The organism is Rhodopirellula sp. SH410, assembly GCF_055811895.1.
This window is the reverse complement of record NZ_CM147949.1, coordinates 6,828,616-6,852,499: the sequence shown is the minus strand read 5'-3', so window position 1 is coordinate 6,852,499 and position 23,884 is coordinate 6,828,616. Positions and strand designations below refer to the sequence as shown.

Genomic DNA, 23,884 nt, shown 5'->3' with positions numbered 1-23,884 from the left:
GACACCTTAAGCATAGTCGTCCGGCGGCGGGGGCCGCCTGCCGTGCTGGACGCGGGGTGCTGTTGTGCACCCTCGTCGGGGCGGGTTGGGGGGGAAAGAGGGTGTTTGAGTGAGCGATGGGGGGGGGACGGTCTAGGAAAATGGCAGGCGTGCTGTTGTGACTGCGTGACTGCGCTACAATGGCGGGCCGTCGACGATCCATCCGTTTCCCGCCAAGCCATCACTGTTCATGAAAACCAACTCTCCCGCAGAAATCAATGACGCCGTGTGGGAAAAGCTCGCTCGCTCGATGGACGGTGAGTTGCATACGGGCGATCTGATGCGGCGGATCTACGCCACCGACGCGTCGGCCTATCAGGAAATGCCAGTGGCAGTGGCCATTCCAGAATCGGAAGACGATCTCCGTGCCTTAATCCGGTTTGCTCGCGAGCATCACATCGGGGTGATTCCGCGCACCGCGGGCACGTCGCTGGCCGGACAGGTGGTTGGCAGCGGTATCGTTGTCGACGTTTCGCGGCACTTCACTCGCATCATCGAGGTCAATGCCACCGAGGGTTGGGTGCGGGTTCAGCCCGGCGTGATTCGTAACGAACTCAATCAGCATCTCGCACCACTGGGGTATTGGTTCGCGCCGGAAACCTCGACGCAGAATCGAGCGATGATCGGTGGCATGGTGGGCAATAACTCGTGTGGCAGTAACAGCATCAAGTTCGGCAGCACCCGGGATCATTTGCTCGAGATCCGGGGTTTTCTATCGGACGGTAGCGAGGCGACGTTTACTGAGTTGACGACCGATCAGGTCTCGCAAAAGTGTGAGGCTGCGGACTCACTCGAAACGCGAATCTATCAGCACACACGCGATCGACTCAGCGAACCAGCGGTCCGGGAGGAGATCACTCGCGAGTTCCCCAAACCGAGCATCCATCGGCGCAATACCGGTTACGCACTGGACGTGTTGATGGACACGAACGAGCCATTCAACTTTTGTAAATTGATTGCCGGGAGTGAGGGCACGCTGTTCTTCGCGACTGAGATCAAGCTGCGGATTCTGCCCTTACCAGCGCCGCGGAGTGGTTTGCTGTGTGCCCATTTCGCGACCGTGAAAGAGGCCCTCGCTGCCACCCTGGTCGCGGTCAAGTTTGACATCAACGCCTGCGAACTGATCGACGATGTCATCCTCGGCTGTACGCAGCGAAGTCCCGAGCATCGCCAGAACCGGTTTTTTATCGAGGGCGATCCCGCCGCGATACTGGTCACGGAGGTGCGCGGAGGCAGCGATGATGAAGTGCGACAGGCAGCCGAGCGAATTGCAGCGGAGATGTCTGCGGCGGGACTTGGCTATCATTTCCCGGTCCTGCTCGGCAGCGATTGCGATCGGGTTTGGGACCTGCGGAAAGCTGGATTGGGTTTGCTCGGCAATATTCCTGGCGACGAAAAAACCGTGCCTGTGATCGAAGACACCGCCGTTGATGTCCAAGACCTGCCAGCCTATATCGCTGAAATCGGTGACGTTCTGGATGCGAAATTCGGTCTGAAGTGCGTGCACTACGCCCATGCGGGCTCGGGTGAAATTCATCTACGCCCAATCATCAATCTGAAGACGGAAGATGGCAAACGGCTATTCCGCGAAGTGGCTTCGACGGTGGCGACAATCGTTAAGAAGTACCGCGGTTCGCTGTCGGGAGAGCATGGCGACGGGCGACTCCGCGGCGAATTTTTGCAGCAGATGATCGGTCGCTCGAACTATGAGCTCGTGCGTGAGTTCAAACAGGTGTGGGACCCCGACGGAGTCTTCAATCCCAATAAGATTGTCGACACGCCGCAGATGAACGAGTCGCTACGGTATCGGCCCGGCCAGACGTCGGGCGAGAACATTGCCACAATCTTTGATTTCTCTGCCAATCAAGGCATCCTGCGGGCTGCCGAAATGTGCAACGGATCCGGAGACTGCCGTAAAACGCAACTTGCCGGAGGCGTGATGTGCCCGAGCTACATGGCGACTCGCAATGAACAGGACACCACGCGAGCACGCGCGAATACCTTGCGCCAGATCCTCACCTCGTCGACGAAATCCAATCCGTTTGATAGCGAGGAGATTCACGACGTGATGGATTTGTGCCTGTCCTGCAAGGGATGCAAGTCTGAATGCCCCTCGACAGTGGACGTGGGCAAGTTAAAAGCCGAGTTTCTGCAGCATTACTACGATGCCAATGGCGTACCACTGCGCAGCCGCATGATCGCCGGCTACGCTCGCGCGCAGAGAATTGTCAGTATCGCCCCGTTTCTATTTAACGCTTGCGTGCGAACACCGGTGATCCGCGGTCTGCTCAATCGTGCGATTGGCTTCCACCCTCAACGATCGATTCCCACAACGGCGAGACAAACTTTTACACGCTGGTTTCGCAAGCGAACGGAGCGGTTCGCTGGATTGCCAGCCAACGGTCGCAAGGTGCTGCTGTTCGCCGACGAGTTCACGGACTACTCCGAGCCTGAGGTTGGGATCGCGGTCGTTGAGCTGCTCGAGCGTCTGGGGTATCAGGTCGAGATTCCCTCTCATACCGAAAGCGGGCGCAGCTCCATGTCCAAGGGGATGCTACGTCAAGCCCGCGAGATCGCTAGGAAGAACGTTGAGCTGCTCGGTAGTGTGGTGAGCGAGGAGGTGCCACTGATCGGCATCGAGCCCTCCGCAATCCTCTCGTTCCGTGACGAATACCCAGAACTGGTCGGCGAAGACAAGAAGGCGGACGCATTGAAGCTGGCCGGAAACTGCCTGCTCCTGGACGAATGGTTTGCACGCGAGGTGGATGCCGGGCATATCCGTTCCGATGCCTTTTGCGACGAGGACCGCAGCGTGCTCGTCCACGGTCATTGTCACCAGAAGGCTCTCAGTTCGATGCGTTCGACGCTCCAGATGCTGGCACTGCCCGCCAACTTCCAGGTCTCACTCATTCCCAGTGGATGCTGCGGCATGGCGGGCTCGTTCGGTTACGAGCATGAGCATTACGACGTCTCGATGAAGATCGGTGAGCTCGTCCTATTGCCCGCAGTTCGGAAGGCCAGCGAAGCCACGATCATCGCGGCGGCCGGCACATCATGCCGCCATCAGATCCGTGACGCCACCAACCGCCGAGCGCTGCACCCAGCCGAGGTCCTGCGAGACGCATTGCGTTAATGTCGTGGATCGCTCCGCCGATCCACTTCAGCCACATTCCCTCCATCGCTCGGTTCTCCGAGCGACTCGGCCTTTGCCGCGAAACTCCTCGATCAGCGCACCGTCATCGGACGCTGGATCGGCGGAGCGATCCACGACTATTGCACGGCTGCGGCGAGAGCCTGTTTCTTGCGGTCTTGTTCGGTCATCTCGGCGGCGACGACATCGTGTGCCTGCTGGGCTTGGTCCCAGGCTGTCTTGGCCGCGTTGACTGCGTCTTGCTTCTGCTTGACCATGTCTTCGGCAGGTTTGACCTTGGCGACCAACCCGGGTGCGGCCGCCTTCTCAGCATCCGCTTTGTTCGCAGCGTCAATCGCGACACGGCGGGTGTTGGCAATATCCGTCATCAGTGTCGCCAGGTTCGTTTCTGCCGCCGCGACGGCTTCCGTTTTGGCTGCGTCCAATGCGTCACCGAGTCCGATGCGGGCCGCGATGACCGTGTCATGCTGATCGCGAGACTGCAAAATCATGGCGGGAAGTTTTTCGCGGGACTGCTGAGACTGCAGTCGCAGGGCAGCTTCTTTCTCTAGGTTTTGCTGCACCGCCGCAACGGCGGCCGCTTGTGCCGCCTGAGCGTCCTTGAGTTGCTGTTGGGCAGCCTCAAATTGCGTTTTGGCGACTTGCTGCGCCTTGGCCAACGGTTCGAGCTTGGTTTGAATTGACGCCAGCGTGGCCTCAACCGCTGCGAGTCGCTCGGCGGCGGGCGGCGGGTTCGCCGCCAGCGGGGTGGCGACGGGTGGGTCGGCGACTGTGGTCAGCTGCACTGCGCCTGTCCAGTCTCCGTACACGACATGACTGGAGTCATGCGTGATCGCGGCTTCTAGCACCGCTTCGGACATAGCGGGGAACTCTTTGATTTTGGTTCCTGCGGCATCGAACAGACGAACCTTGTGGTCATTCGACGCGGTCACGAGTTGGCCCTTATGGTCAAAACGCACAGCGGTGACAGGACCGCCGCCCACATTAATCGACTTGATCGCTTTGCCTTGGATCATGTCCCAAAGCTTCACCGTGCCATCGTCGCTGGCGCTGGCGAGCACGTTGGAGTCATCACGCCATGAGATGGAGTTCACGGAGCCCTTATGGTCGGCCAGATCGAGGAACTGTCGACCGGTCGCGGCCTCCCAGACAACTAAGCCGCCGGCCCGGTCAGCCGAGGCGACGAGCACGCCATCAGGGCTGAAGGCGACGGCATAAATCCAGTCCGTATGTTTCTTTAAGTCGAACAGCAGTGTGCCATCGGTCGCGTCAAAGATCCGCAGCATTTTCTGGGGACCGCCCAATGCGATTCGCGACATGTCGTCATTGCAATCAGCATCAAACACGACATCGAGTTCATCGCCGACGACGGCGACGCGGTTGCCACTTTCAATTTCGTAAACCGCAGCGATACCGAGCACGCTGTGCTCACCACCACCGGCGATTAGAAACCTACCATCGCGGCTAAAACGCAACGACTGCGCCATGCCTTCCTCAAACGGGAGGATCCCGAGCAGTTCTGCCGTTTCGGCATGATACAACGCGATTTGTTTTTGGCCGGCAACAGCGATCAGTGGGGCCCAGGGGCTGGCGCCAATGGCTGTCACTGCCGCAGCCCGCTCGGTCACGACAGGAACCTTCTGCGGCAGGGTTGTTGGCATGGGCGGTGGACCTTCCGGTTTCCCGCTCGAAGGAGCCACAAAGGCGAGCGAATTCTTCTTTTTCGCCTTGGCGGTACTGCCGGAATTCTCGAGGATGCCGCCTTCGATCCACGCTTTCAATGTGGCGAGCTGCTCCGCTGAAATCTTCGGTTGCTCGGGCGGCATGACGGGCGTGTCGTCGTGATTGACGAGTTGCCACAAACGGCTCGCGTCGGGATCGCCATCGTCGTAGACCACTTCCCCACTGCCGCCGCCTTCGAGGAGCGAGGTATAGGAATCAATCGCCAGACCGCCACGTTTGTCGCTTTGGTTGTGACACGTCAAACAGTGCTGCCGAAAGATCGGCTTCACATCGTCGTCATATGTCACCTTCTTGGCGACGTCGTCGGCGGGAGCTGCCAGCGCAAGGGGCGCGGACATCAACGTCAGGCCGAACGAACCGACCGCTAGTAAACGAGATAAATTCATGATGTCTATTTAGTGATTGAAAACAAACTCGCGACCATTCAGTACCGCCCAGAAAACGTCTTCCAAAACCTGGGGTGTATTCGCACCCTCGGCGGCGAGCATCTCGGCAGTGGCGGCACGCTCGGCATCGTCCGGCAGCCGGGCGAGCGAACGAAGGTAAATGCGATCCAGGACTTGATCAGGGCTAAGCTTTTCTTCGCCGAGCCATTTGGAGATGACCTTGCTACGCACGATTTTGTCGTGCACGGACTGGCCATTGAGCAAATGAAGCGCTTGTGAGAGCGATGGCGACGTTGTGGCTTCACAATCGCACACCGTCAAACGGGGTGATCGGCCGAAGGTCGACAGGAAGTAGTTCGAGACCGCCCCATCGGCGATCTGCACAGCTCGACTCCCCAGCGGCAATCCACTGAATTTCTCCGGTGAATCGGTGACCTGACACAGGCAATCGAGCAGACTTTCTGCTGGGATCCGGCGAATCACTGCGTGGGCGTAATTTCGCGTATCGTGAGCGTTGGATTCGTTCGCTAGGGTGCTGCGACTGTACGCCCGACTGACGCAGATGTCACGGACCAATTTGCGGAAATCGTAATCGTACTCGATCAGTTTTTCACCGAGTTTGGCGAGCAACTCGGGGTTGGTAGCGGGATTACTGACGCGAATGTCATCGACTTGATCGATGATGCCGACGCCCATGTAGTGGGCCCATACGCGATTCGCGATACTGGGGGCGAAGAACTCGTTTTCGGGTGATACCAGCCAATCCGCGAGCACCTCACGACGGTCCTTGCCATTCGTATCCGGCTCGGCCCCACCGAGGAACTTCGGCGCAACCGTTTTGCCGGTCACTGGGTGCTTGGTCTCGCCGCTGAATTGGTTGAAGACAATCTTCTCGCGATAGTCCTCAGCCTGTTTCCGGCCGACCTGGGCGAAGAAGGCTGCGAGCCCGTAGTAGTCATTCATCGTCCAGCGATCGAACGGATGGTTATGGCACTGGGTGCACTGGGTGCGAATTCCCATGAACACCTGGGCGACATTTTCGGATGTTTTGAGCGTGTCGCGTTCGATTTCATAGAAATTCGTTGCCGGCTCGCCGAATGTTCCCCCGGTACTGGTGAGCAGATCGTGCACCATGTCATTGATCGGCACGTTGCGAGCGAACTGGTCCGTCAGCCAGCTCGCGTATAGCAGAGCTGACTTCTTGCTGACGACGTTGCTGCTCTTGATCATCAAGAGCTGCGCAAACTTGAGCGCCCAGATTTCGCTGAACTCTTTTCGTTCGAGCAATTGATCGACGAGTGCCTCGCGTTTATCGGGCGCCGGGTCGGCGGTAAAGCGAAGCACTTCCTCTTCGGTGGGCAATAACCCTGTGACGTCAATCGTCAGGCGGCGGATGAACTCCGCGTCACTGCACGGGCCGCTCGGTACGAGTCGCAATTGTTGCAACTTCAGATCGACGAGTTCGTCAACATAGTTCCCCGGTTCGGGTGCGGGCGGGGTGTATTTCAAATCGGCAGGCAAGGTCAGGACCTGGCTACCCACGGTGTGCGTATCAAACCGCGCCATCACGAATGCTTCGCCGCGAGCTCCCGCGGTGACCACACCGTCCTGCTCGATCGAGGCGACCGGAGAATTGTTGGTCGAGAACGCTGCCAATCGGCTGAGATCGCGAGTGGTGCCATCTGCATAGGTCGCCACAGCAACCATCCGCTGCGTGGCTGCATCGCCTTCGAGCACCGCTTGGGGAGGGTAGATTGCCACGGAGCTGACCGCGGGCGGCGGCGAGTCAGCGGCGTCGTTGAGGGCGCCGGCCTGCAGCCATCGCAGCAGTGTGGCGTAGTAGTCGCTGTCGACGTCAAACAGTTTTCCGCCGGTGTGCGGCACCGCGCCAGTGGCTTTCTTGAGAAACAGGCTCTCGCTAGGCACGGCCAGGTTGATCCGACGGACACCGATCTCACGTGTCACACGTTGATAATCGCCCTGGGGATCGAATCCGAACAAGCTCATCCGAAAGCCATCTTTACCGCGAGCGGCCCCGTGACAGGAGCCCGTATTGCATCCCGATCGAGTCAGGACGGGCATCACGTCTTTGGCAAAGCTAACCGGTGGATTGGTGGCGGCATTGGAAACGTTGACCTCGACTTGAACCAATGCCCCCTCATAGTGCCCTGCCAGAATCGTCTTCCCATCAGCGAGGGGACGAAGGATATGTCCATCAATTTTTGCGAGCGATTCATCCTCCAATGACCATCGAACGCGATCGGTGACATCGAGCGTCACCCCGTCGTCGCGTCGCAGGACAGCGACGACGGATTGGAAATCCTCGCCGGAGTTAAGCGAAATGGTTTCCGGATAAACATTCAAATCGATTGTTTTAAGCGGATCGGGCGGCGAAACGGGCGCATCGGGTGATGCACCCTGAGCAGTGTGTGAGAGCAAAACGCAGGCCACCATGGCCGCGACGTACATCACGAGCCATCCCGCGGAGGAACGTGTTCCTTCCACTGTGGCGATCGCACGTGGTGGCGACGCAAGGGGCTGCGCAGTCTCGGCGGTGACAGAACGAAATTGGATCATGAGGATTCCTTTTCAAGGCGAAGCTGTTCGAGCCGGCTGAGAGGTTTGGCGGGTGCAGCGGTTTTCGGCGGAGCAGGCTCGGGCTTCTTTTCCGGTGCAGCGACGGGTTCTTTCTTGACAATGGGGGCATCAATACGAAGTTCCCCAGTCCCGTCGGTCTGGATCATCGTTTCGCCATCGCGGTGGATCAGTGTTTGCACATTGAGCGTCTTGTGCATCCCTGTCTTGGCGTCGGCGGCAATCGTCAACGGGAACGTTACCGTCGTGCTCTCGAGGTTCACTTTCTGAACGGGAGCACTGCACGTCACGCCATTGGGCAGCCCAACCAATTGGACTTCGATATCGCCCGCCAGATCGCGAATCTTGGCCATCGTGATGGACAAATTCGTTTCTTGGCCGGTCTCGGCGGCCGCGCGTGGGAAGGTGTAGTTGAACACGGCGTCCTCGACATCGACCATGATGGGTGCGGTGGCGACGGTTTGTGTACCGAGACTCGTGCCGTAGCTGACCTGCATGATCATCGGCCACGCCCCCATCGCAGCGCTGCCATTGGCTGTGATCGGAATGCTCGTTTCGGTTTGACCTTTGTCAATTTTCCGGCTGTTGTTGACGCCAACGCCGGGCGGGTTGTAGAGGGTTTTCAAGGAGACCGTACCGTCAAATCCCTCATCGCGTTTAATCCGCACGATCAGATCCTTCGATCCACGCCGCAGCAAAGGCGTTTTGGGCTGGACGAGTTCAACTGAAAATGGCATGGCCTCGCAAACGGCCATCACCGCTTTGGGAGTCCGGTAGTCGAGCATGGCGCGGCGATTCTGCCCGAGCACGATCTTGTGGTACTGTTCGAGATCGGAAGTGAGTTCCCCCTCGCCGAGTTTTCCCTTGCCACGGATGTCGAAGAAGGCCCCGGCGAGCGCCGCGTCGGGGGCCGCACTGAGCACGACCGGAATTTCGACACGGCCGGCCGGCATGGGGTAAGTTTGCGCCGTCACACCGGCAGGCAGACCGTCGAGCATCACGTCGAACGTGTCATTATATTGATCGCGTTTGGCTTGAATGACCATCGCACCATGGCCGCCGATCGGAACCGGGACCACCATCGCTTCATCTCGACGCAGTTCTTTCAGGTCGAGTTGGAAACTCGGTTTGAGGTGGCTGACTTCGATTAGATAGTTGTGCAGCGGGCTACCGCCACGCAAGTGATCATAGATGCGGATCGTGTGTTGTGAGTCGCTCGCGGCAGTGAAGTCAAAGAATCCATCCGGTTTGCCGCCGCTGTCGTCACTGCTTTTGACGGCCTTGCCGGTTGCGTCGAACACATTCATCACGCCATCGAGCGGTGATCGCAGGGTTTCCCGGGCGAAGAGCCGAACCCGAAACTTCTCACCCTTCTTGCATTCGAACGCGAAACAATCGAAGTCACCGGGCTGGTCAATGACACCGCACAGGAGTGCAGGCACGGTACATAGTGGTGCCTTGCGATGGTCGTTATTGGGTTCGGCCTCGGTCACGATGGGCAGATCGCCAACGCGAATCCAGTTGGGTGTTGGCGTGATGCCCGCTGCATCCTCGGTGATCACCGGATAGGGCTGGGTCGGCGGTGCCGAACTATTCGCTGGATCGATCAGGTCGGTAGGCAACTGCAGCGATGCCTCTGTGATATTGCCATCGATATCAATCAGTTTGGCATGCAGCACATCCCCTTGAACGCCACCGGCGGGAATGACCGTCGTGGGGCGCGGGTAGGAACCGATGTGCACGCGATAGCGACATACGTTGCGCTGACCGAGGAACGAGCTATCTCGGACGAGAACCGTGTATTGCCCGTCTTCTTCGGGCGTGAATGAGCACACACCATCTTGTTGGAACAGCATCGAATCGTCGCTGACGGCAACCTCAAATCGCTTGTCGTCAAGAATCGCGATATAAGGATCGAGAATATCGCGGTTCTGCAGATCCCATCGCTGCCGGATGCCTTCGATTTCAACGGTTAGTTTCTCGCCGGCCTTCAGTGAGACACGAAAGCAATCGACATCTTCGCGGTCGACATTGCCTTCGACCGTCCGGTTCATCTCGATGTCTTGGGGCGCCGTAAAGTCATTATTGGGTTCCACCTCCTCAACCGTTGGCATGGCCCCGACGCTGAGGAACCGGAGATTGGAAGCACCGCTGGCGGTGACCAAACGATATGAGTATTGCCCTGGCGCCAGATCCGCGTTTGTTTTGACTTTCAGCTCAACCGATTTATCGTCAATCGGTTTGACCTCAATGACTTCGATGCCGGGTTGGTCAAAGATGACTTGGCGGGCATCGGTCAGGCGTTCACCTTTGAGCACCACCGTGGCCTCGCTACCACGCATCACCCCGAGCGGTTGGTGATACCGGACGACCGGAAAGGCAGCGCTGGCTGGAACCGAAGCAGCCAGCAACGCGGTGAAAGCGACCGCGACGATCCGTCGCGTCAATCTGCGGGGATATCGTTGCATCATTAACAATCTTTTCGGAGGGGATGGCGGGTAATCGGGCCAAACGGCTGCTAGCTAATGATATTTTGGATCAGCTTGCCGCCATCGACGATCTCAATAGGACGGCCACCGGGGGCCATCAATTCCTTGTCCGAGACGATACCCAGCAGGTGATACATCGTCGAAGCGAGATCAGCGGGTGAAACGGGATCGATTTCGGGCTCAGTCGCTGTGGCGTCTGAGGCGCCGTGGATCATCCCGCCCTTGATCCCACCGCCGGCCAGCATCACGCTGAACACCTTCGGCCAGTGGTCACGACCGGCGTCTTTGTTGAGTTTCGGAGTGCGGCCGAACTCGCTGGTGACCATCACTAGGGTCTCGTCGAGCATGCCCCGTTCGCTGAGGTCCTCGAGCAACGCCGAGAGGCCCTGATCAAGCGCCGGCATCTGACGCTTCGTACCGCCGGTGAGATCGGTGTGCAAATCCCAGCTGCCGTAGGTCAAGGTCACCAAACGTGAGCCAGCCTCTACCAAACGCCGCGCCATCAACATCCGCGCACCGGCTTGATTGCGCCCGTATCGATCACGCATCTTGCCGTCTTCCTTCGACAGATCGAAGGCTTCCTTCGCTGCCGGCGTATCGAGCAGATCATAGGCACGCTCGTAAAACGTATTCATGGCACCGACATTGTCGGCAGTGGTCGTCGAGACAAAACGCCGGTTGATTTGTTCCAAGGCGGCTTTGCGGCGAACAAAACGTTCCGCATCGACACCGCCTGCCAGATTGAGGTCACGCACCTGGAAATCATCCCGCGCCGGATCGGCACCGAGTGCGAATCCGCCGTAGCTGCTCGGCAGATAGCCCGTGCCCGCATATTCGTTGGGGACGTTGGGGATACAAATATAGGCCGGCATGTTGTCACGCGGCCCATATTCGTGGCTAACGACCGCTCCGAAGCTCGGATACTTCAGTGCCGGGCTGGGCTTGTAGCCGGTGAACATGTTGTGCGTGCCGCGTTCGTGAGCCGCTTCGCCGTGTGTCATGCTGCGGATCACGCAGTATTTGTCGGCTTGTTGAGCCAGTTTCGGCATCGAGTTGCAGACGACCTCGCCCGTGTTCGTCTTGATGGTGCCGAGCTCACCTCGATATTCGAGGGGACTGTAAGGCTTCGGATCGAACGACTCTTGTTGAGCCAAACCACCCGGCAGGAAAACGTGAATGACGCTCTTGGCACGGGCTTTGATAAACTCGTACTGTTTCATCTCGGCGGCTGCCTGACGCATCAACAGCTCGGGCAGCGACAGCCCCAAACCACCGGCCGCACCGGCCATCAAAAAACCGCGACGTCCGAACAGACCCGACCGGGTCAATGGATTTCCGTGACACAACATCGTTGTCGGCTCCTCAAAAAGAGCAGGGAGTAAGGTTCCTATACGATCCTCGCCCGACTCGCGGAGAAACTTTCCGCTGCCGTGAAGGTTCGATCGAAACGCGAGGTAGGAATTTGTTGGAACGCCCGTTCACCGCTGGCAAGCAGCTCTTGACGTACGCGATGCACAAATTAAGGGTAGGGCGGATTAAAACAGCAAGACGCTATGAATAAACCGTTGAAATGGGTGGGAGTGGCTCATTGTCACAGCCGCTACAACCGCTGCATTATACCACTTGCTGCGCATGATAGCAGGCTGCGACACATTGTCAAATGCTTGTTTTTAAATTTGGCGGCGTTCGATGTCGCTTATTCTACCCAGTGCAACACGTCGCGGATGATGCACCAGCGGGGCTGTTGGTGAGCGTTTGTTTTGCCCAGGATCCAGTGATCATAGAATTCTTCTGCGGTTCCATCCCGCTGGCGCAGCGAGATCCAGTGATCCAATAGGTCGCGAAACTCGGCATCCCGATGGCCGATGCCATAGACCAAGGGAAGCTGCACCTTCAATCCTTCGGGGATCACGACTTCATAGTGCGGATACATCAACGTGAATGCGGAGCCGCTTTCGGCGCTGATGAGCAGCGTATCGATATTGTCCTGCTTTGATGTGAAGAAATCACGATATCGCTGGACTTCGACAAATGTGGCATTGGGGAGCGAGGTCCGCAGTCGTTCGGCAAATCCACGGCTCGGATCAACCACTCCAATTCTCAAACGGCGTTGCATCCGAATGGATTTCAACGATTGGAATTCCTGGACGCGAAAATCGGGGGATGCGAATGCTAGGTTCACATCCATGTAGCTGGAGGAATGCTGCATCGCCTGGACACGATTCAGGGTTCCGGCCAGGCCAGACATCACGACATCGAAGTGATCGGCATTGAGTTGGTCGATCAGGGTGGCGCGGTCAAAGTGAACGAACTCCAGCGTGACGCCAAGATCTCGAGCCAGCACGTGGGCCATGTTGATGTCGTAGCCAACGAGTTGCTGTCGCCCATTGAAGAACGCAAACGGCACTTTGTCCTCGTTGTAGCCGACGCGTAAAATGCCGCGTCGCTGAATGCGATGCAGTATCGTTTCGCCGGCCAGCAGCGGCGTGGGGTTGGGGCCTGGATGTTCGATCACCACGTTCTCGACCGGCAATTCGAGCAAATGAATTTTGTCAATGATTTCCGTGCGATCCGCGGCGGCAGCGACAAAGTGATCGAGTGACGCGCGGATGAGAAACAAAATGACAATCCCCACGATCCCGGTCGTCAGCGCGAACTTGGCCAGTCGCACGGGATTGAATCGGAGCGATCGATTCAACCCAAAGATTGAAATCAGGGTAAGCACGCATAGATGCATCGCGCCAACGGCGTCGCCCAATCGCTCGCCGTAGACACCCGAAACGAGAAAGAGTTGAAACATGTCATGCGGTAGGTGCATCTGATCCAACAGGTAGGGGATCGCGATGATGGGGCCCCCGAAGTATGCGAACAATCCACTGCCCAGGAGACTGGGGTATGCGCTGGTTTGGACCGGCGTTCCAACAAACCACGCGGCGAAGAAAACGAACAGCAAGCTCAACAGTTTTCCGACGTGCGGGAACGCATAGGCGACGCCGTACAATGCGCTAGTCGGTGGTGAGCGATCATCGCCATCGTTGATCTGATGGCGGCGAAGCATCTGCTCGGTGTTGTGGATGAGAGTCGGCAACACAATGATTAGCTTGCCGGTCGCAAAGGCCGTCAGCATCGGTTCCTTCACCACTGACATGACGTCGCGGTAGGACAATGTCGTTAAGGTAGTGACCAGCAGCGGCAGCACGATGAACGCCAAGAAAACCGCCCCGGCCGAGTAGGCCACCAGGTAGACTTGCAAGCGGCTGACCTCGGCGAGTGACACGGTGCCTGCCGTGCTGGCAGCGATGGCAAAAATCCCAATGGGTGCCAAGCGAGTGACGAGGCCGCTGATTCGGATCAATGCTGCCGAGCAGATGTCTAACTGATCAAGCAGTTGTTCTCGTTGCGGGATCTTGGACAACGCCAGCCCCATGCAGAGGCTAAAGAGCACGATTGCGGGGACGTGGTTAGCTGCCAGGGCAGAGAAGATATTCGCGGGAATGAAGTACGACACCAGATCGACGTTGGTGGGTGCCTCAACCATCGCCGTGCTGAAAAACGAGCCGGATCTCCAGTCGGGAAACACGCTCGGCAGAATCGCGACGGTGCCCAACGCAATGGCCCACAACACCAGCAGCACCATACCACCAATTTTGACCAAACGTTTGCTGTTGCCGAGCGATAGTCGCCCCAGGCTGGCGACCAGCGACACGGCGATATAGGGCAGCACCGTCATCTGCAGCAGGCCGACAAATGCATCGCCCAAAAGCGAAAGCGGCGCGCACATCTCACCGAAGAACAAACCAGCCAGCAGTCCACTGAACAGCCCCACTAGAATCTGCGACGACAAGCCCCACCGCAGCCAGCGGTGCCGGCCTGTCGCTGGGACGCGGTCAGTTGGGACCGCAGATTTCGCATTTTCCATCGTGCCTCCGTTCCTTCAGGAAATCTTTATCGCTGTGAGTGCCCCGCCGACGGTAGATAGTAGTCGATCAACCCTAGCGTCTCGTCTGCGGCACGCGCGGTGGTGGCCTGCGGCGACGGCTGTGGCGACGGCTGCGGCACCGCTTGAGTATTGACGCTGGCCGATCCGTCACCACCACGACGGGGGCAATCGCAGGACGGTCCGCCCGCACACGTGCCACCGTGTTCCTTCTTTTCTGCCGACCAAGAGTACTTGCACGCCGGGCATTTGTATTTTTCCGATTTCAGGACGCAAACCTTTCGTATTCGTGCACCATTGTGAACGCAGGCGATACAACCTTGGCCACCGCAGGCATCGCACGACGCACAAGCCGCTTTGCGTTCCTTCTGCCACGGGAAAACGACGCGAGGAATGCAGATGGCTTTGGATTCTACTTGAAAGCCCTCTCGCTCTTCCTCCACTTTTTTGGCATCGAGCTTGCAAACATGGTCACAGGCGGGACAGCAAATGCAGCCCGTTTGATCGAGCAGTTTGCCATGCCCCGCGACTGCGGAGTGGGTGGTCAGTGCACACATCGCTGCCGCGACCATCAGGCCGACTTGGAAAGCACTTTTTATGATCATGGTTTTCCTTCCGTTGCAAAAGAGTTTGGGTCGCAATCGATTCCGAGCGGTGGCTGGTCGCCCTCAGCATGCATGAACCATCGAGCGAATTAGAAATCGGCCATGTAGCGGAATCCAAGGATCCCGAAATCTCCGGAGACGCCAGCGGGCATCGGACCGGTGGCGCGGCCCTGGCCGGCATCATCAATCGACCCGGCGATATAGTTCATCTGCACCTTGGAATAGGCGGTCCAGTACCAGTTCATCCCCGCCGTCACGGTATAGCCTTGGCCACCGCGAATGTCCGAGTCCGACAGGTCGAGGTAATCGCCGCGAAGCCCCATCGACAGAGCGCCCCATCCGGCCCCTCGTCCCCCAGTGAGTCGGTCGACCAAGAAAAAGTTCTCCATTGGTTTGACGCGATCGATCGTGCCTGACTCGCGATCTAAAGGAACGTACTCACCGGTCAGGAAGTAGTTCGCGAATAGATAGCCGCCTTGGAAATGCAGCCCGCTGCCGTTGAATCCACCCAGGGGCTCACGCTGTACCCAGGTATTGAGGTATTCCCCCGTCAATTGAAACGCTCCGATATTCAGCATCGACTCGAACGCCAATTGCTGATAGCCATTGGCACCAAGGATTCGGCCCGTGTCCCACCATCGCGAGCTGCTGCGGGCCTCCGGACGCGTTCGGAATCTCGCATCATTGCTGTTATCGTCGTCATCGAGTGTGCCATTGCCATCGGTATGATTGACCGAACCGGCAACAGCGCAGTGCCAGTAACCGCGACCTCCACTGATTTCGTCGTACCAGGGGCTGGCGGCCAAGCGACCATACATTCCGGCTTGCTTGGAATCACCGATGTACCGACCGTCATTGCTGATGTTCTCCAGCAAAAACGCGCCGTATCGCCAGTTGATCATTTCGTCATCGGTAAAGCCGTACATGCATAAACCCAAGCGGCGAGCATCTTCATTAAACGCTTCCACCGCCAACGGTCGTTCAATGAACAAGTTGTGACGACTGCTGTTGAGGTGATCTAAACCGATCGGTCGCTTCTGGTTCCCCAAGAGCAAAGTCTGGTTATGGGGCAGGTGGTTCCAGCCGAGGTACCCGTCCTTCAGTTCGGGGGCATTCGGATTGTTAAAGTCAATCTGAATCCGATACAGCATGTTCTGCGGTATCTCGCCGCTGAACGTTAAGCGGAGCCGGCGGAAAAGGATGCGGTCCTGAGGATCCATCGCTGGGTCCCCTGTCTCCAAATAGTTGATCCCCGGATCGCTACTGGGAAAGTTCCAACTGTCTAGGTGGACGCGGCCGTTGATTTTGAGCCATGGTTTTTGCTTTTTGGCAGCCGACTCATCGCTCTGCTCGTCCTGGTACTTCTTCCACGAAGATTCAAGGTCTCCGACTCGTTCGAGCAGCTTCTCGTAGTCCTCGGCAGGAACCGTTTTGCTCGCGGGAGCAACGGAATCGGATTCGAGTAGCCCAGCGACAGCGCTGCTCGACTTCTCCGTTTCGCTTAAGTCCGCAGGAGTGAATGACGGGGCGTCGAGTAACGCTGAATGGAAGCTCGGCTGGAATAGACTCGGAGCGATATCCAGATCGCCGTTATCCCCGCCCAGGGCACTGGTGCTTCCCCAACATGCCAGCAGAATAAACGCCAATTTCGTGCGTTGCTGACGCAGTTTGGATAAGGTCATCACGATTTAAAAGTCCTCCGTGAACGGTTGAATAGTCGCCGCGTCGTATCAATCCTTTGATACGGCGACTCGAACCTCCCTTCTCTCGCACGAAAAGGCGTGATTGAGGTTCGCTTCGCACCAAGCACCGGCGTGCAAGTGATCGAGCCAAATGTCGTTGAATCGCCTGTCCATCGGGCCGCATGATCAGCGGTGGACGCACGGGGCAGCCGCCACGCGGTTGAATGGAAAGACTTCCGCGTGGGGGCATAGGTACGATCGACCTTGCTATCGATCCGATCTCGTGAAGAATCGCGATTTTAACGTTTATTAAGATTGTAGCGGCATCATGCTCACCGCTGTCGGTGCATCCTTTGTATCTGTCGCAAGCTGGGTAGTCGGGACAGTTTAACAGGACCGATCAGCCGATACTGCCGCGGTCGCCGGTGATGGCAAGGGAGAGGTCAGCGGCATAGCAGTCAACGAGTGCGTTGAGGTTGGCACTGCGGTCGATCTCGCGAAACACGCGGAGGGTTCGATCCAGTCGCCGCGCACCGGCGTCGTTGAATCGGCCTTGTCGAGCCGCCTCGCGCAATTCGCTGCGGTAGTGCTGAACCGCGATCGAGCATAGATCGCGGAGGCCGGCGCGGCGTAGCGGAGCCTCTTTCTTGCTGATCTCATCGAGATGCGTATTAATGCACCGAGCGATGATCATCGGATCGGGAACGGGAGCACTGAGTTGAGCAAGAAGTTTCCCGCGTATCTCACTGCTCTGACCGCTCGCCAGACGCGCAGCAACCTGCAGGTCGCCCGCTGCCAACTCGATTGCCTCGTCGAGTTCCGGGTCTGTCAGTGAGGGTGGCGATTGGCCTTCCTCGGTAAGGCGTTGGAGATGTTGCCGCAGCAACTCGCGTCCCTCTGCTCCCGTGGGGCTGGTGAACCGCATCGTTTGGCAGCGAGAGCGGATCGTCGGCAGCTGTCGTTGTTCGCTGGTGCCGATCAGGATGATGACTGCGTTGGCGGGGGGTTCCTCGAGTGTTTTGAGCAGGCAGTTAGCGCCTTCTTCGTTGAGGAAATCAGCGTCGTGCAGAATGGCGACTTTGCGTTCGCCTTGCATGGGGCGCAAATGCACGTCATGGCAAAACCCTTCCTGCAAGCGGGCATCGACGGGGCCGATGAGCAGCTCGAGCGGGATCAGCGATTTGTCCCGCGGCTTGGACACTTGAATTAAGTCAGGGTGCGTCGCCGCACGAATTTGCGCGCAGTCGGCACATTCACCACAGGGATGCATGTCCGCCGATGAATTGCGGCGACATAATACGGTCTGGGCGAGCAATAGCGCCGCGGCAGTTTTGCCGACGCCAGGTGGACCGACGAACAGCAGGCTGCCGCCGAGCCGACGCTTGGCAATCGCATTAGCGAGCGTGGAGCGGATTCGTTCTTGACCGATTAGATCGTCCCAAGAACGGGGGAACGCATGCGATTCGACGCGAGGGGTTGCCAATCGAGACGCTCAGCTGGCGCGGGAGGTAGACGACGAGGGCGTCGCGACGGTCGCTGCCGGGACCGCACGACTGTCTTGGTTCCGGTCCGAATGGACGGTTGCCTCTAAGTCGCAAATTTTGTCGACGCGGGTCCCGTGGCGACCGCACTCAAATTCGGTGCTCAGCCACATCAGTACCAGGTCGTCCACCGAACGTTCGCCAATCAAGTCGCCGGGCAAGCACAGCACATTGACGTCGTTGTGACGCCGCGACATTTCCACCATGACCTCGTCATAGCAGGGCGCGGCGCGCACGCCGGGGAACTTATTGGCGACAATTGACATGCCAATGCCTGTCCCGCAGATCAAAATACCGCGATCGAGTTCGCCCTTGGCGATTCGTCCAGCGATCTCAATCGCGTAATCAGGGTAGTCCACTGGATCCGACGAATCGGTGCCAGCATCGAAAACGTCATACCCTTCATGCGTCAGGCATTGCACCAGTCGCGCTTTGATATGCACCCCGCGGTGATCGCTTGCTAAACCAACTTTCAATAGATTACTCCTCAGGGATTGCTCGGGCGTCCGTGGCATCGCTTCCATTATGGCCCTTATGAGGCTCGTTGTCAGTCGCTATTGGAAAAAAATCGTCATCCAATGCGTCAACCCATTTCTCCAGTTCCTCGCGGATCTGATCAGCACATTGTTCGTAAACGTCAACATGCATGCCAACGGGATCGCTGACGTCACCACCGTCTCGGCGGAGCGTGAACACCCGTCCCTTCCGATTCGGCCACGCCGCCAGGATTGCGTCGCGGTGTTGCCGGGTCAGGGTCAGTACGAGATCAGCCATCGACATCACGGGATCATCAAGCGGTTGGCTGGCGTGTCCGGTCAAATCCAATCCGCGGCGCCCCATCACTTCCACCGATTGCGGGCTGGCGCCGTGGCCGCGCTGGGCCGCAACGCCCGCCGAAAGCACGCGAGCGACATCTTCCCGGCCGAATCGGCGGTCCAAAATATCTCGCAGCAAGGCTTCTGCCATGGGACTGCGGCACGTATTGCCCGTACAAACAATGACAATCACAGGTTTGACAAACTGGTTCATGGCGGCTCGCTGAATCACTCCTTCTCGTAGGATTTGCCAGGAGTTTCCTGACAATTGAACGATCGTACCCGCTCCACCATAGCGACTGACACCATCATCTAGCAGGACAGGTACCGGATTAGAGCCCGTGTGCCGCGATAAATGGGCATCCAACTGCGCCGCCGTGGTGATCGCTGACCCACCGGTAAGCGAGAATTCTCCCCACACCAAGGGTGCGGTCAGGTACCGGTGGATATGGCTGAGCAAGCGATGATTGGAGACCCGGAAGGCCACTGGGCAGGTTTTTTCCGTGGGCTCGCCCTCGTGCTCGCCTTGGGGGCGAGCAAAGCGGTGCAGTACCGCCTGCACGCTGGTGGGCAGCATCCCGACAGCCGATTGCTGCCGGTCACAGTTTGCAATCAGAGTCAGTGGCCCCGGGAAGCAGCGCTCACTCAAGCGGCGGGCGAGTTTGGTACGGGGGACGAGGAAATCGCCGACTGCGTCGCTGCTGCGGGCACAAAGAGCGATATGTCCTGGCGGGATTGCTGGAGTTGCCCGCTCCGAACTTGCCGCAGAAGCCCCCACCACCAATTCGGCAAGATGCTCCACTGCCGCAGGGCACAGCGCGCTGGCGACAACGCCATAGACGGTCTCGCTCGGCAATCCAATGACGTCACCTTCGGCCAGCGCTTGCACGCTGCGGTGGACGATGTCACGCGGGTCGTCGGTTTGTTGCAAGTCGTAGATCATTCGATTTCCATATCGTCGTCTTGTTCGAGCACGCTGCGGAGACGGCGAAGGGCGCGGAGGTAGCGCATGCTAGCAGCGGGGGGCTGGAGGCCGAGTACTTCGGAAATCTCCAGGTTCGATAGATGTTCGTAGTGACGCATTAAGATCACTTCACGGTCGGCGTCATCGAGTTTCTCGATTGCCGCTTCGACCCGGCGAGCAATCTCGTGTTGGGTCGCGACCGCGGCCGGTCCGAGGCCTGGATCGCTGAGCTGGATCGCGAGATTGATGGTCGATTCGTTGACGCCGCCGCGGTGCATCGGCTGCTCGCGATCCATGCTGCGTTTGGCGCTGACGCGGTGGCGGCGATAGGTATCGATGATTCGGTCCCACGCAATCTGCCGCAGCCACAGGTGGAATGCCATGCCGGGATCGCTCAGGTACTGCGGGAGCCGCCCGCTGGCGTCGACCAAGACATCCTGGACGACATCACTGACGTCCACTCGCTGCTGGACTTTGCGGTCCAGTCGCATTTCGACCAGCCGATGGATGGCTGCACGGTGCCGGTCGAGCAACTGATTGACCGCATCGGGATCACCCGCGCGTGCTGATTGGATCAGCACGTCGGTCTTGTCCCCCTGCGGCCAAATGGATTTGCTCATCGGTGTGCTACTTCCACTGCCGCAGCGTGATGTTTTTGAATTGAACCGTCATCGCTGGGCCCTGATGCAGTTGCAGGGCGATCACGCCGGAATCGCGTGAGTTGTCGCTCTGGTTGTCGGTTAGCTGGATCGTTTGGGTCCCGTTGATGAAGTGCTCGAGCTGATGCCCCCGGACCACGACGCGGTAGTCGTTCCACTGGCCCGGATGGATTCCTTTGCCCAATTCGACTGCATCGGCGAACGTTTCGACTTTCTTTTTGCCATCCTCCCCAATCACCACGTTTTGGCCGCGTAGAGCGAGGATTCCACGGCCTTTTTCCTCGTACAGGATACCGGCAAAGCGATTCGCTGCATCGATATCGGCTTGGTAACCTGAAACCACGAATTCGTCTTCATCGACCACGCGGCTGTGATATTGGATTCCTGAGTTGCCGCCATCGATTTTGAACTGCAGTGTGAGTTCGAAATCGCCCTTGACCTCCTCGTCCAGGATCAAGAACGTGTTCTGCTTGATCGGCTTTTCGTCACTCGTTTTGCCGACGATCATGCCATCTTCGGCAGCCCAAAGATCGTTTCGGCCGCGCCAGCCATCGAGTGACTCGCCATCGAACAATACGGTCACTTCGCCACCTTGCAGGGACCGGGGGGCGGCGGGGGCCGTTTCGGGGGTCGCCGCTTCTTGGGCGCGGGGCCGAGTCGAAAGCGAGATGGTCGCGGTGAGTGCGAGTGCAGTGATCAGGAGATGGCGGTGGAGCATTTTGGGGAGTGGGAGTGAGGGAGTGAGGGGAAAGAGTTCTGCGGGTGCCGGAGGCACGACAGCGAATCGTTTGGAGCGCCGCCCCAGGTTGATTGCTTTTGAACACGCAAATGAAACGAACGCGTCGGGTTGTGGGCGTCAATCGCCCGCTAGCATCGCGATGCAGCAGACAATATACCTCAAAACTCCCCGCGACCTACAAAAACCCTACAAATCGTCGCCCAGATTGAACAGGTGTCGCAGGGCTTCGAGTAGTCCCCGCGAGTGGCCAGCGGCGGCGTCATCACGCAGCGATGCCATCGGCGGGTGCAGCAGTTTATTCGTCAGGCGGTCGAACGATTTCTCGATCTCTTTCGTCATCGATGGGTCCGTGCAGCCGTTGAGTTTATCGAACAACCGCTGCAGTTCTGCCGATTTGACTTGGTCGGCCCGCTGCCGCAGACGCTGGATCACCGGCCCAGTCGCCCGTTGTTGGAGCGACTCGAAGAAGCGGTTGGCTTCTTCGTCCAGGATCGCCTTGGCGTGGGGCCACTGTTTTTCACGTTCGCGGCGGTTGCGATTGCAGGCGGCTTGTAAATCATCGATCTGGTACAGATAGACGCCGGGTTCGTCGCCAATGACGGGCTCAAAGTCGCGTGGGACGGCGAGATCGAGTACCAGCATGACTCGCCCGCCCCGCTGGGCATTGAGCCGGGAAAAGGTCGCTGCGTCGACGAGCGGCTCTTCCGCAGAGGTGGTTCCGATCAGCAGATCCGCGGCGACAATTTGTTCGGGCAGCTCACTCAAGGGGCGAGCCTCGGCACCGAAAACCTCTGCCAGCGCGGACGCACGCTCCAGTCCACGGTTGACGATGCACAGATTGTCGCTGCCACCGCTCTTGAGATATCGCAATGTTTCCTCGGCCATCTCGCCGGCGCCGCATACGACGACGCGTTTGCCACGCAAGGTTTCGAAGACTTCGGGGACCACCTCACCGACTGCAACGCTCGGCACGCTCAGGCGGCGGCGGTGGATGGTGGTCTCGGTTTGCACCCGTTTGGCGGCGCGGTTGGCCGCTTGGAAGGCCGCGTGCGTCAGCGGTCCGGTCGCCCCAGCGAGGTTCGACAGATCGTAGGCCTGTTTGACCTGCGAGAGGATCTGAGCTTCGCCCACGACCATGCTATCGAGGCTCGCGGCGACCAAGAACAGGTGGTCGAGTGCCGCGTTGCCTTGGCGAACGATCATGTGCTCGCCCACGAACTCGGGGGGCTTTTCCAAGCATTCTGCCACGAACTCGATCAGCGCTTTTTGCACCTGTTCGTCCGACAAGGATCCCCCAGCCGATTCTCGCGCGGTCATCCCCGATCCAAATGCGCCACCGGCGGCGTAGAGTTCGACCCGATTGCAGGTCGACAGCACAACCAATTCGGCGCCATCGAACCGCTCGCCAAATGTCGCGAGAGCTTGCGCGGAGTGCTCGGAGGAGAACGATAGTTGCTCGCGGATCTCCACGGCGGCGTCATGGTGCGAGCACCCGATCATCTGCAGCGTCATGAGTCACCTCGCTGCGGGGCCAGGGGGGCGATCGCTTTGGCAGGCACGCCGTCGGTGTGGGCGGGCACGCCTGCGGGGGTGTCCGGTTCGCCTGCGGGGGTGTCCGGCGCGTTTGCGGGGTGGGCTGGCGCGTTTTCCGCATTCGCCGTGGTGCCACCGTGGGAGGTCGTCAGCAAGCCCGACATTGCCAATACGAGGAAACCGAAGCTCGCCAGCGTCAGGTAGGCGACCTTGCGGCCCCGGCTCGCCGGGGCATAGAAAAATTCGACCATCGTGGCGGAGGCCAGCCATGCGAAAAGGACCCCTGACAGCATGATGCCACGATTGGTCCACGGGATTTCGCCCCACCGGTTGAGATTCATGACGACCCCGGAAACCAGACCGACACCGACGGCAATCGTGCTGATCACGAGGCAGCGGCGGTTGAGATTCTGCAGGGTTTCCAAGGTTGGTAGCCGCAATGCCGATCCGGCTCGCTTGCGTTTGAGTCGCCAGGACTGGACCAGGTACATTGCTCCGGCTAGGAAACCAAACAGCACCGCAGCGGTCCCGAGCATCATCGAGATCGCATGCACATTTCGCCAGAACGCGGTCGCTTCCCCGCGATCAAAGGCAGGCAGATGCCGCACCGAAATCGCTAATGCGATCAACGCCAGAATGGCGGGCAGGAAGAAAAATCCGATGACGGTGTCCGGTCGCCGCAAGTATAGGATGAAATAACAGATCGCCAGTCCCAGGGCGACCATCAGCGAGAAATCCGTCCACGTCGCCAACCGCCCCGCCTCGATTGCCGAGGCGCCACCGGGGGCGCCGGCACCCCCTGGGTTCTCTACGGTTGCGCGCAATGTTAGATAGAGGATATTCGTGAAAATTCCGATCGCCATCATCACCAGTCCCGCCAGGCCACGCCCGGGCAGGCGCCGACCCACCAACCGCAGCAGCTCAATTAGCAGCGCGATGGCGTAGCTCGTTGTGAAACAAGTAATCGAAATTTGATGGAGCATGGGGAGCATCGCCCTATCCTACA

General features: G+C 58.7%; 15 protein-coding genes. 1 reads left to right on the top strand and 14 read right to left on the bottom strand.

Annotation, left to right across the window (positions count from 1 at the left end; translation table 11 throughout):
- Window positions 1-229: 229 nt before the first annotated feature.
- On the top strand, window positions 230-3,172 hold the full coding sequence (locus SH410x_RS24970) for an FAD-binding and (Fe-S)-binding domain-containing protein (protein WP_473671796.1): 2,943 nt from the start codon (window positions 230-232) through the stop codon (window positions 3,170-3,172).
- A gap of 137 nt (window positions 3,173-3,309) precedes the next feature.
- Here SH410x_RS24970 and SH410x_RS24965 read toward each other — a convergent pair whose 3' ends face one another.
- From SH410x_RS24965 to ccsA, 14 genes are all read right to left on the bottom strand, one after another.
- Window positions 3,310-5,319 carry a c-type cytochrome domain-containing protein gene (locus SH410x_RS24965; RefSeq protein ID WP_473671794.1) on the bottom strand — a complete coding sequence of 670 codons (2,010 nt, stop codon included), beginning with the start codon at window positions 5,317-5,319 and terminating at the stop codon, window positions 3,310-3,312.
- A 9-nt stretch (window positions 5,320-5,328) separates the two neighbouring features.
- Window positions 5,329-7,788 carry a DUF1549 domain-containing protein gene (locus SH410x_RS24960; protein WP_473677396.1) on the bottom strand — a complete coding sequence of 820 codons (2,460 nt, stop codon included), beginning with the start codon at window positions 7,786-7,788 and terminating at the stop codon, window positions 5,329-5,331.
- A 104-nt stretch (window positions 7,789-7,892) separates the two neighbouring features.
- Window positions 7,893-10,382, bottom strand: coding sequence for a PPC domain-containing protein (locus SH410x_RS24955; RefSeq protein WP_473671792.1), 2,490 nt, complete (start codon window positions 10,380-10,382; stop codon window positions 7,893-7,895).
- 50 nt (window positions 10,383-10,432) lie between these two features.
- Window positions 10,433-11,752, bottom strand: coding sequence for a DUF1501 domain-containing protein (locus tag SH410x_RS24950; RefSeq protein ID WP_473671790.1), 1,320 nt, complete (start codon window positions 11,750-11,752; stop codon window positions 10,433-10,435).
- 347 nt (window positions 11,753-12,099) lie between these two features.
- Window positions 12,100-14,322 carry a cation:dicarboxylate symporter family transporter gene (locus tag SH410x_RS24945; protein ID WP_473671788.1) on the bottom strand — a complete coding sequence of 741 codons (2,223 nt, stop codon included), beginning with the start codon at window positions 14,320-14,322 and terminating at the stop codon, window positions 12,100-12,102.
- 26 nt (window positions 14,323-14,348) lie between these two features.
- Window positions 14,349-14,945: a hypothetical protein gene (locus SH410x_RS24940; RefSeq protein WP_473671786.1), complete on the bottom strand. Its 597-nt coding sequence runs from the start codon at window positions 14,943-14,945 to the stop codon at window positions 14,349-14,351.
- Window positions 14,946-15,034: 89 nt separating this feature from the next.
- Complete coding sequence (locus tag SH410x_RS24935; RefSeq protein WP_473677395.1) at window positions 15,035-16,627, bottom strand: OprO/OprP family phosphate-selective porin; 1,593 nt, start codon at window positions 16,625-16,627, stop codon at window positions 15,035-15,037.
- 400 nt (window positions 16,628-17,027) lie between these two features.
- Complete coding sequence (locus SH410x_RS24930) at window positions 17,028-18,110, bottom strand: DNA polymerase III subunit (RefSeq protein ID WP_473671784.1); 1,083 nt, start codon at window positions 18,108-18,110, stop codon at window positions 17,028-17,030.
- A gap of 9 nt (window positions 18,111-18,119) precedes the next feature.
- Window positions 18,120-18,611, bottom strand: coding sequence for a ribose 5-phosphate isomerase B (rpiB, locus tag SH410x_RS24925; RefSeq protein WP_473677394.1), 492 nt, complete (start codon window positions 18,609-18,611; stop codon window positions 18,120-18,122).
- Window positions 18,612-18,648: 37 nt separating this feature from the next.
- Window positions 18,649-19,926: an arsenate reductase/protein-tyrosine-phosphatase family protein gene (locus SH410x_RS24920; protein ID WP_473671782.1), complete on the bottom strand. Its 1,278-nt coding sequence runs from the start codon at window positions 19,924-19,926 to the stop codon at window positions 18,649-18,651.
- A complete protein-coding gene (locus tag SH410x_RS24915) occupies window positions 19,923-20,567 on the bottom strand; it encodes a sigma-70 family RNA polymerase sigma factor (protein WP_473671780.1) in 645 nt (214 codons plus the stop codon). The genes SH410x_RS24920 and SH410x_RS24915 overlap by 4 nt, the downstream gene beginning before the upstream one ends.
- 7 nt (window positions 20,568-20,574) lie before the next feature.
- Window positions 20,575-21,324, bottom strand: coding sequence for a 3-keto-disaccharide hydrolase (locus SH410x_RS24910; RefSeq protein ID WP_473671778.1), 750 nt, complete (start codon window positions 21,322-21,324; stop codon window positions 20,575-20,577).
- A gap of 207 nt (window positions 21,325-21,531) precedes the next feature.
- Window positions 21,532-22,857 (bottom strand): glutamyl-tRNA reductase, encoded by a 1,326-nt coding sequence (hemA, locus tag SH410x_RS24905; protein ID WP_473671776.1) that lies wholly within the window; start codon window positions 22,855-22,857, stop codon window positions 21,532-21,534.
- Window positions 22,854-23,870 carry a cytochrome c biogenesis protein CcsA gene (ccsA, locus tag SH410x_RS24900; protein ID WP_473671774.1) on the bottom strand — a complete coding sequence of 339 codons (1,017 nt, stop codon included), beginning with the start codon at window positions 23,868-23,870 and terminating at the stop codon, window positions 22,854-22,856. The genes hemA and ccsA overlap by 4 nt, the downstream gene beginning before the upstream one ends.
- Window positions 23,871-23,884: the final 14 nt, after the last annotated feature.

Bases quoted from the DNA above. Each gene is read 5' to 3' on its own strand.
- SH410x_RS24920 (WP_473671782.1), bottom strand. From the start codon at position 19,926: ATGATCTACGACTTGCAACAAACCGACGACCCGCGTGACATCGTCCAC.
- SH410x_RS24965 (WP_473671794.1), bottom strand. From the start codon at position 5,319: ATGAATTTATCTCGTTTACTAGCGGTCGGTTCGTTCGGCCTGACGTTG.
- SH410x_RS24910 (WP_473671778.1), bottom strand. From the start codon at position 21,324: ATGCTCCACCGCCATCTCCTGATCACTGCACTCGCACTCACCGCGACC.
- ccsA (WP_473671774.1), bottom strand. From the start codon at position 23,870: ATGCTCCCCATGCTCCATCAAATTTCGATTACTTGTTTCACAACGAGC.
- SH410x_RS24950 (WP_473671790.1), bottom strand. From the start codon at position 11,752: ATGTTGTGTCACGGAAATCCATTGACCCGGTCGGGTCTGTTCGGACGT.
- SH410x_RS24915 (WP_473671780.1), bottom strand. From the start codon at position 20,567: ATGAGCAAATCCATTTGGCCGCAGGGGGACAAGACCGACGTGCTGATC.
- SH410x_RS24940 (WP_473671786.1), bottom strand. From the start codon at position 14,945: ATGATCATAAAAAGTGCTTTCCAAGTCGGCCTGATGGTCGCGGCAGCG.
- SH410x_RS24960 (WP_473677396.1), bottom strand. From the start codon at position 7,788: ATGTACGTCGCGGCCATGGTGGCCTGCGTTTTGCTCTCACACACTGCT.
- SH410x_RS24945 (WP_473671788.1), bottom strand. From the start codon at position 14,322: ATGGAAAATGCGAAATCTGCGGTCCCAACTGACCGCGTCCCAGCGACA.
- SH410x_RS24970 (WP_473671796.1), top strand. From the start codon at position 230: ATGAAAACCAACTCTCCCGCAGAAATCAATGACGCCGTGTGGGAAAAG.
- SH410x_RS24935 (WP_473677395.1), bottom strand. From the start codon at position 16,627: ATGACCTTATCCAAACTGCGTCAGCAACGCACGAAATTGGCGTTTATT.
- hemA (WP_473671776.1), bottom strand. From the start codon at position 22,857: ATGACGCTGCAGATGATCGGGTGCTCGCACCATGACGCCGCCGTGGAG.
- SH410x_RS24955 (WP_473671792.1), bottom strand. From the start codon at position 10,382: ATGCAACGATATCCCCGCAGATTGACGCGACGGATCGTCGCGGTCGCT.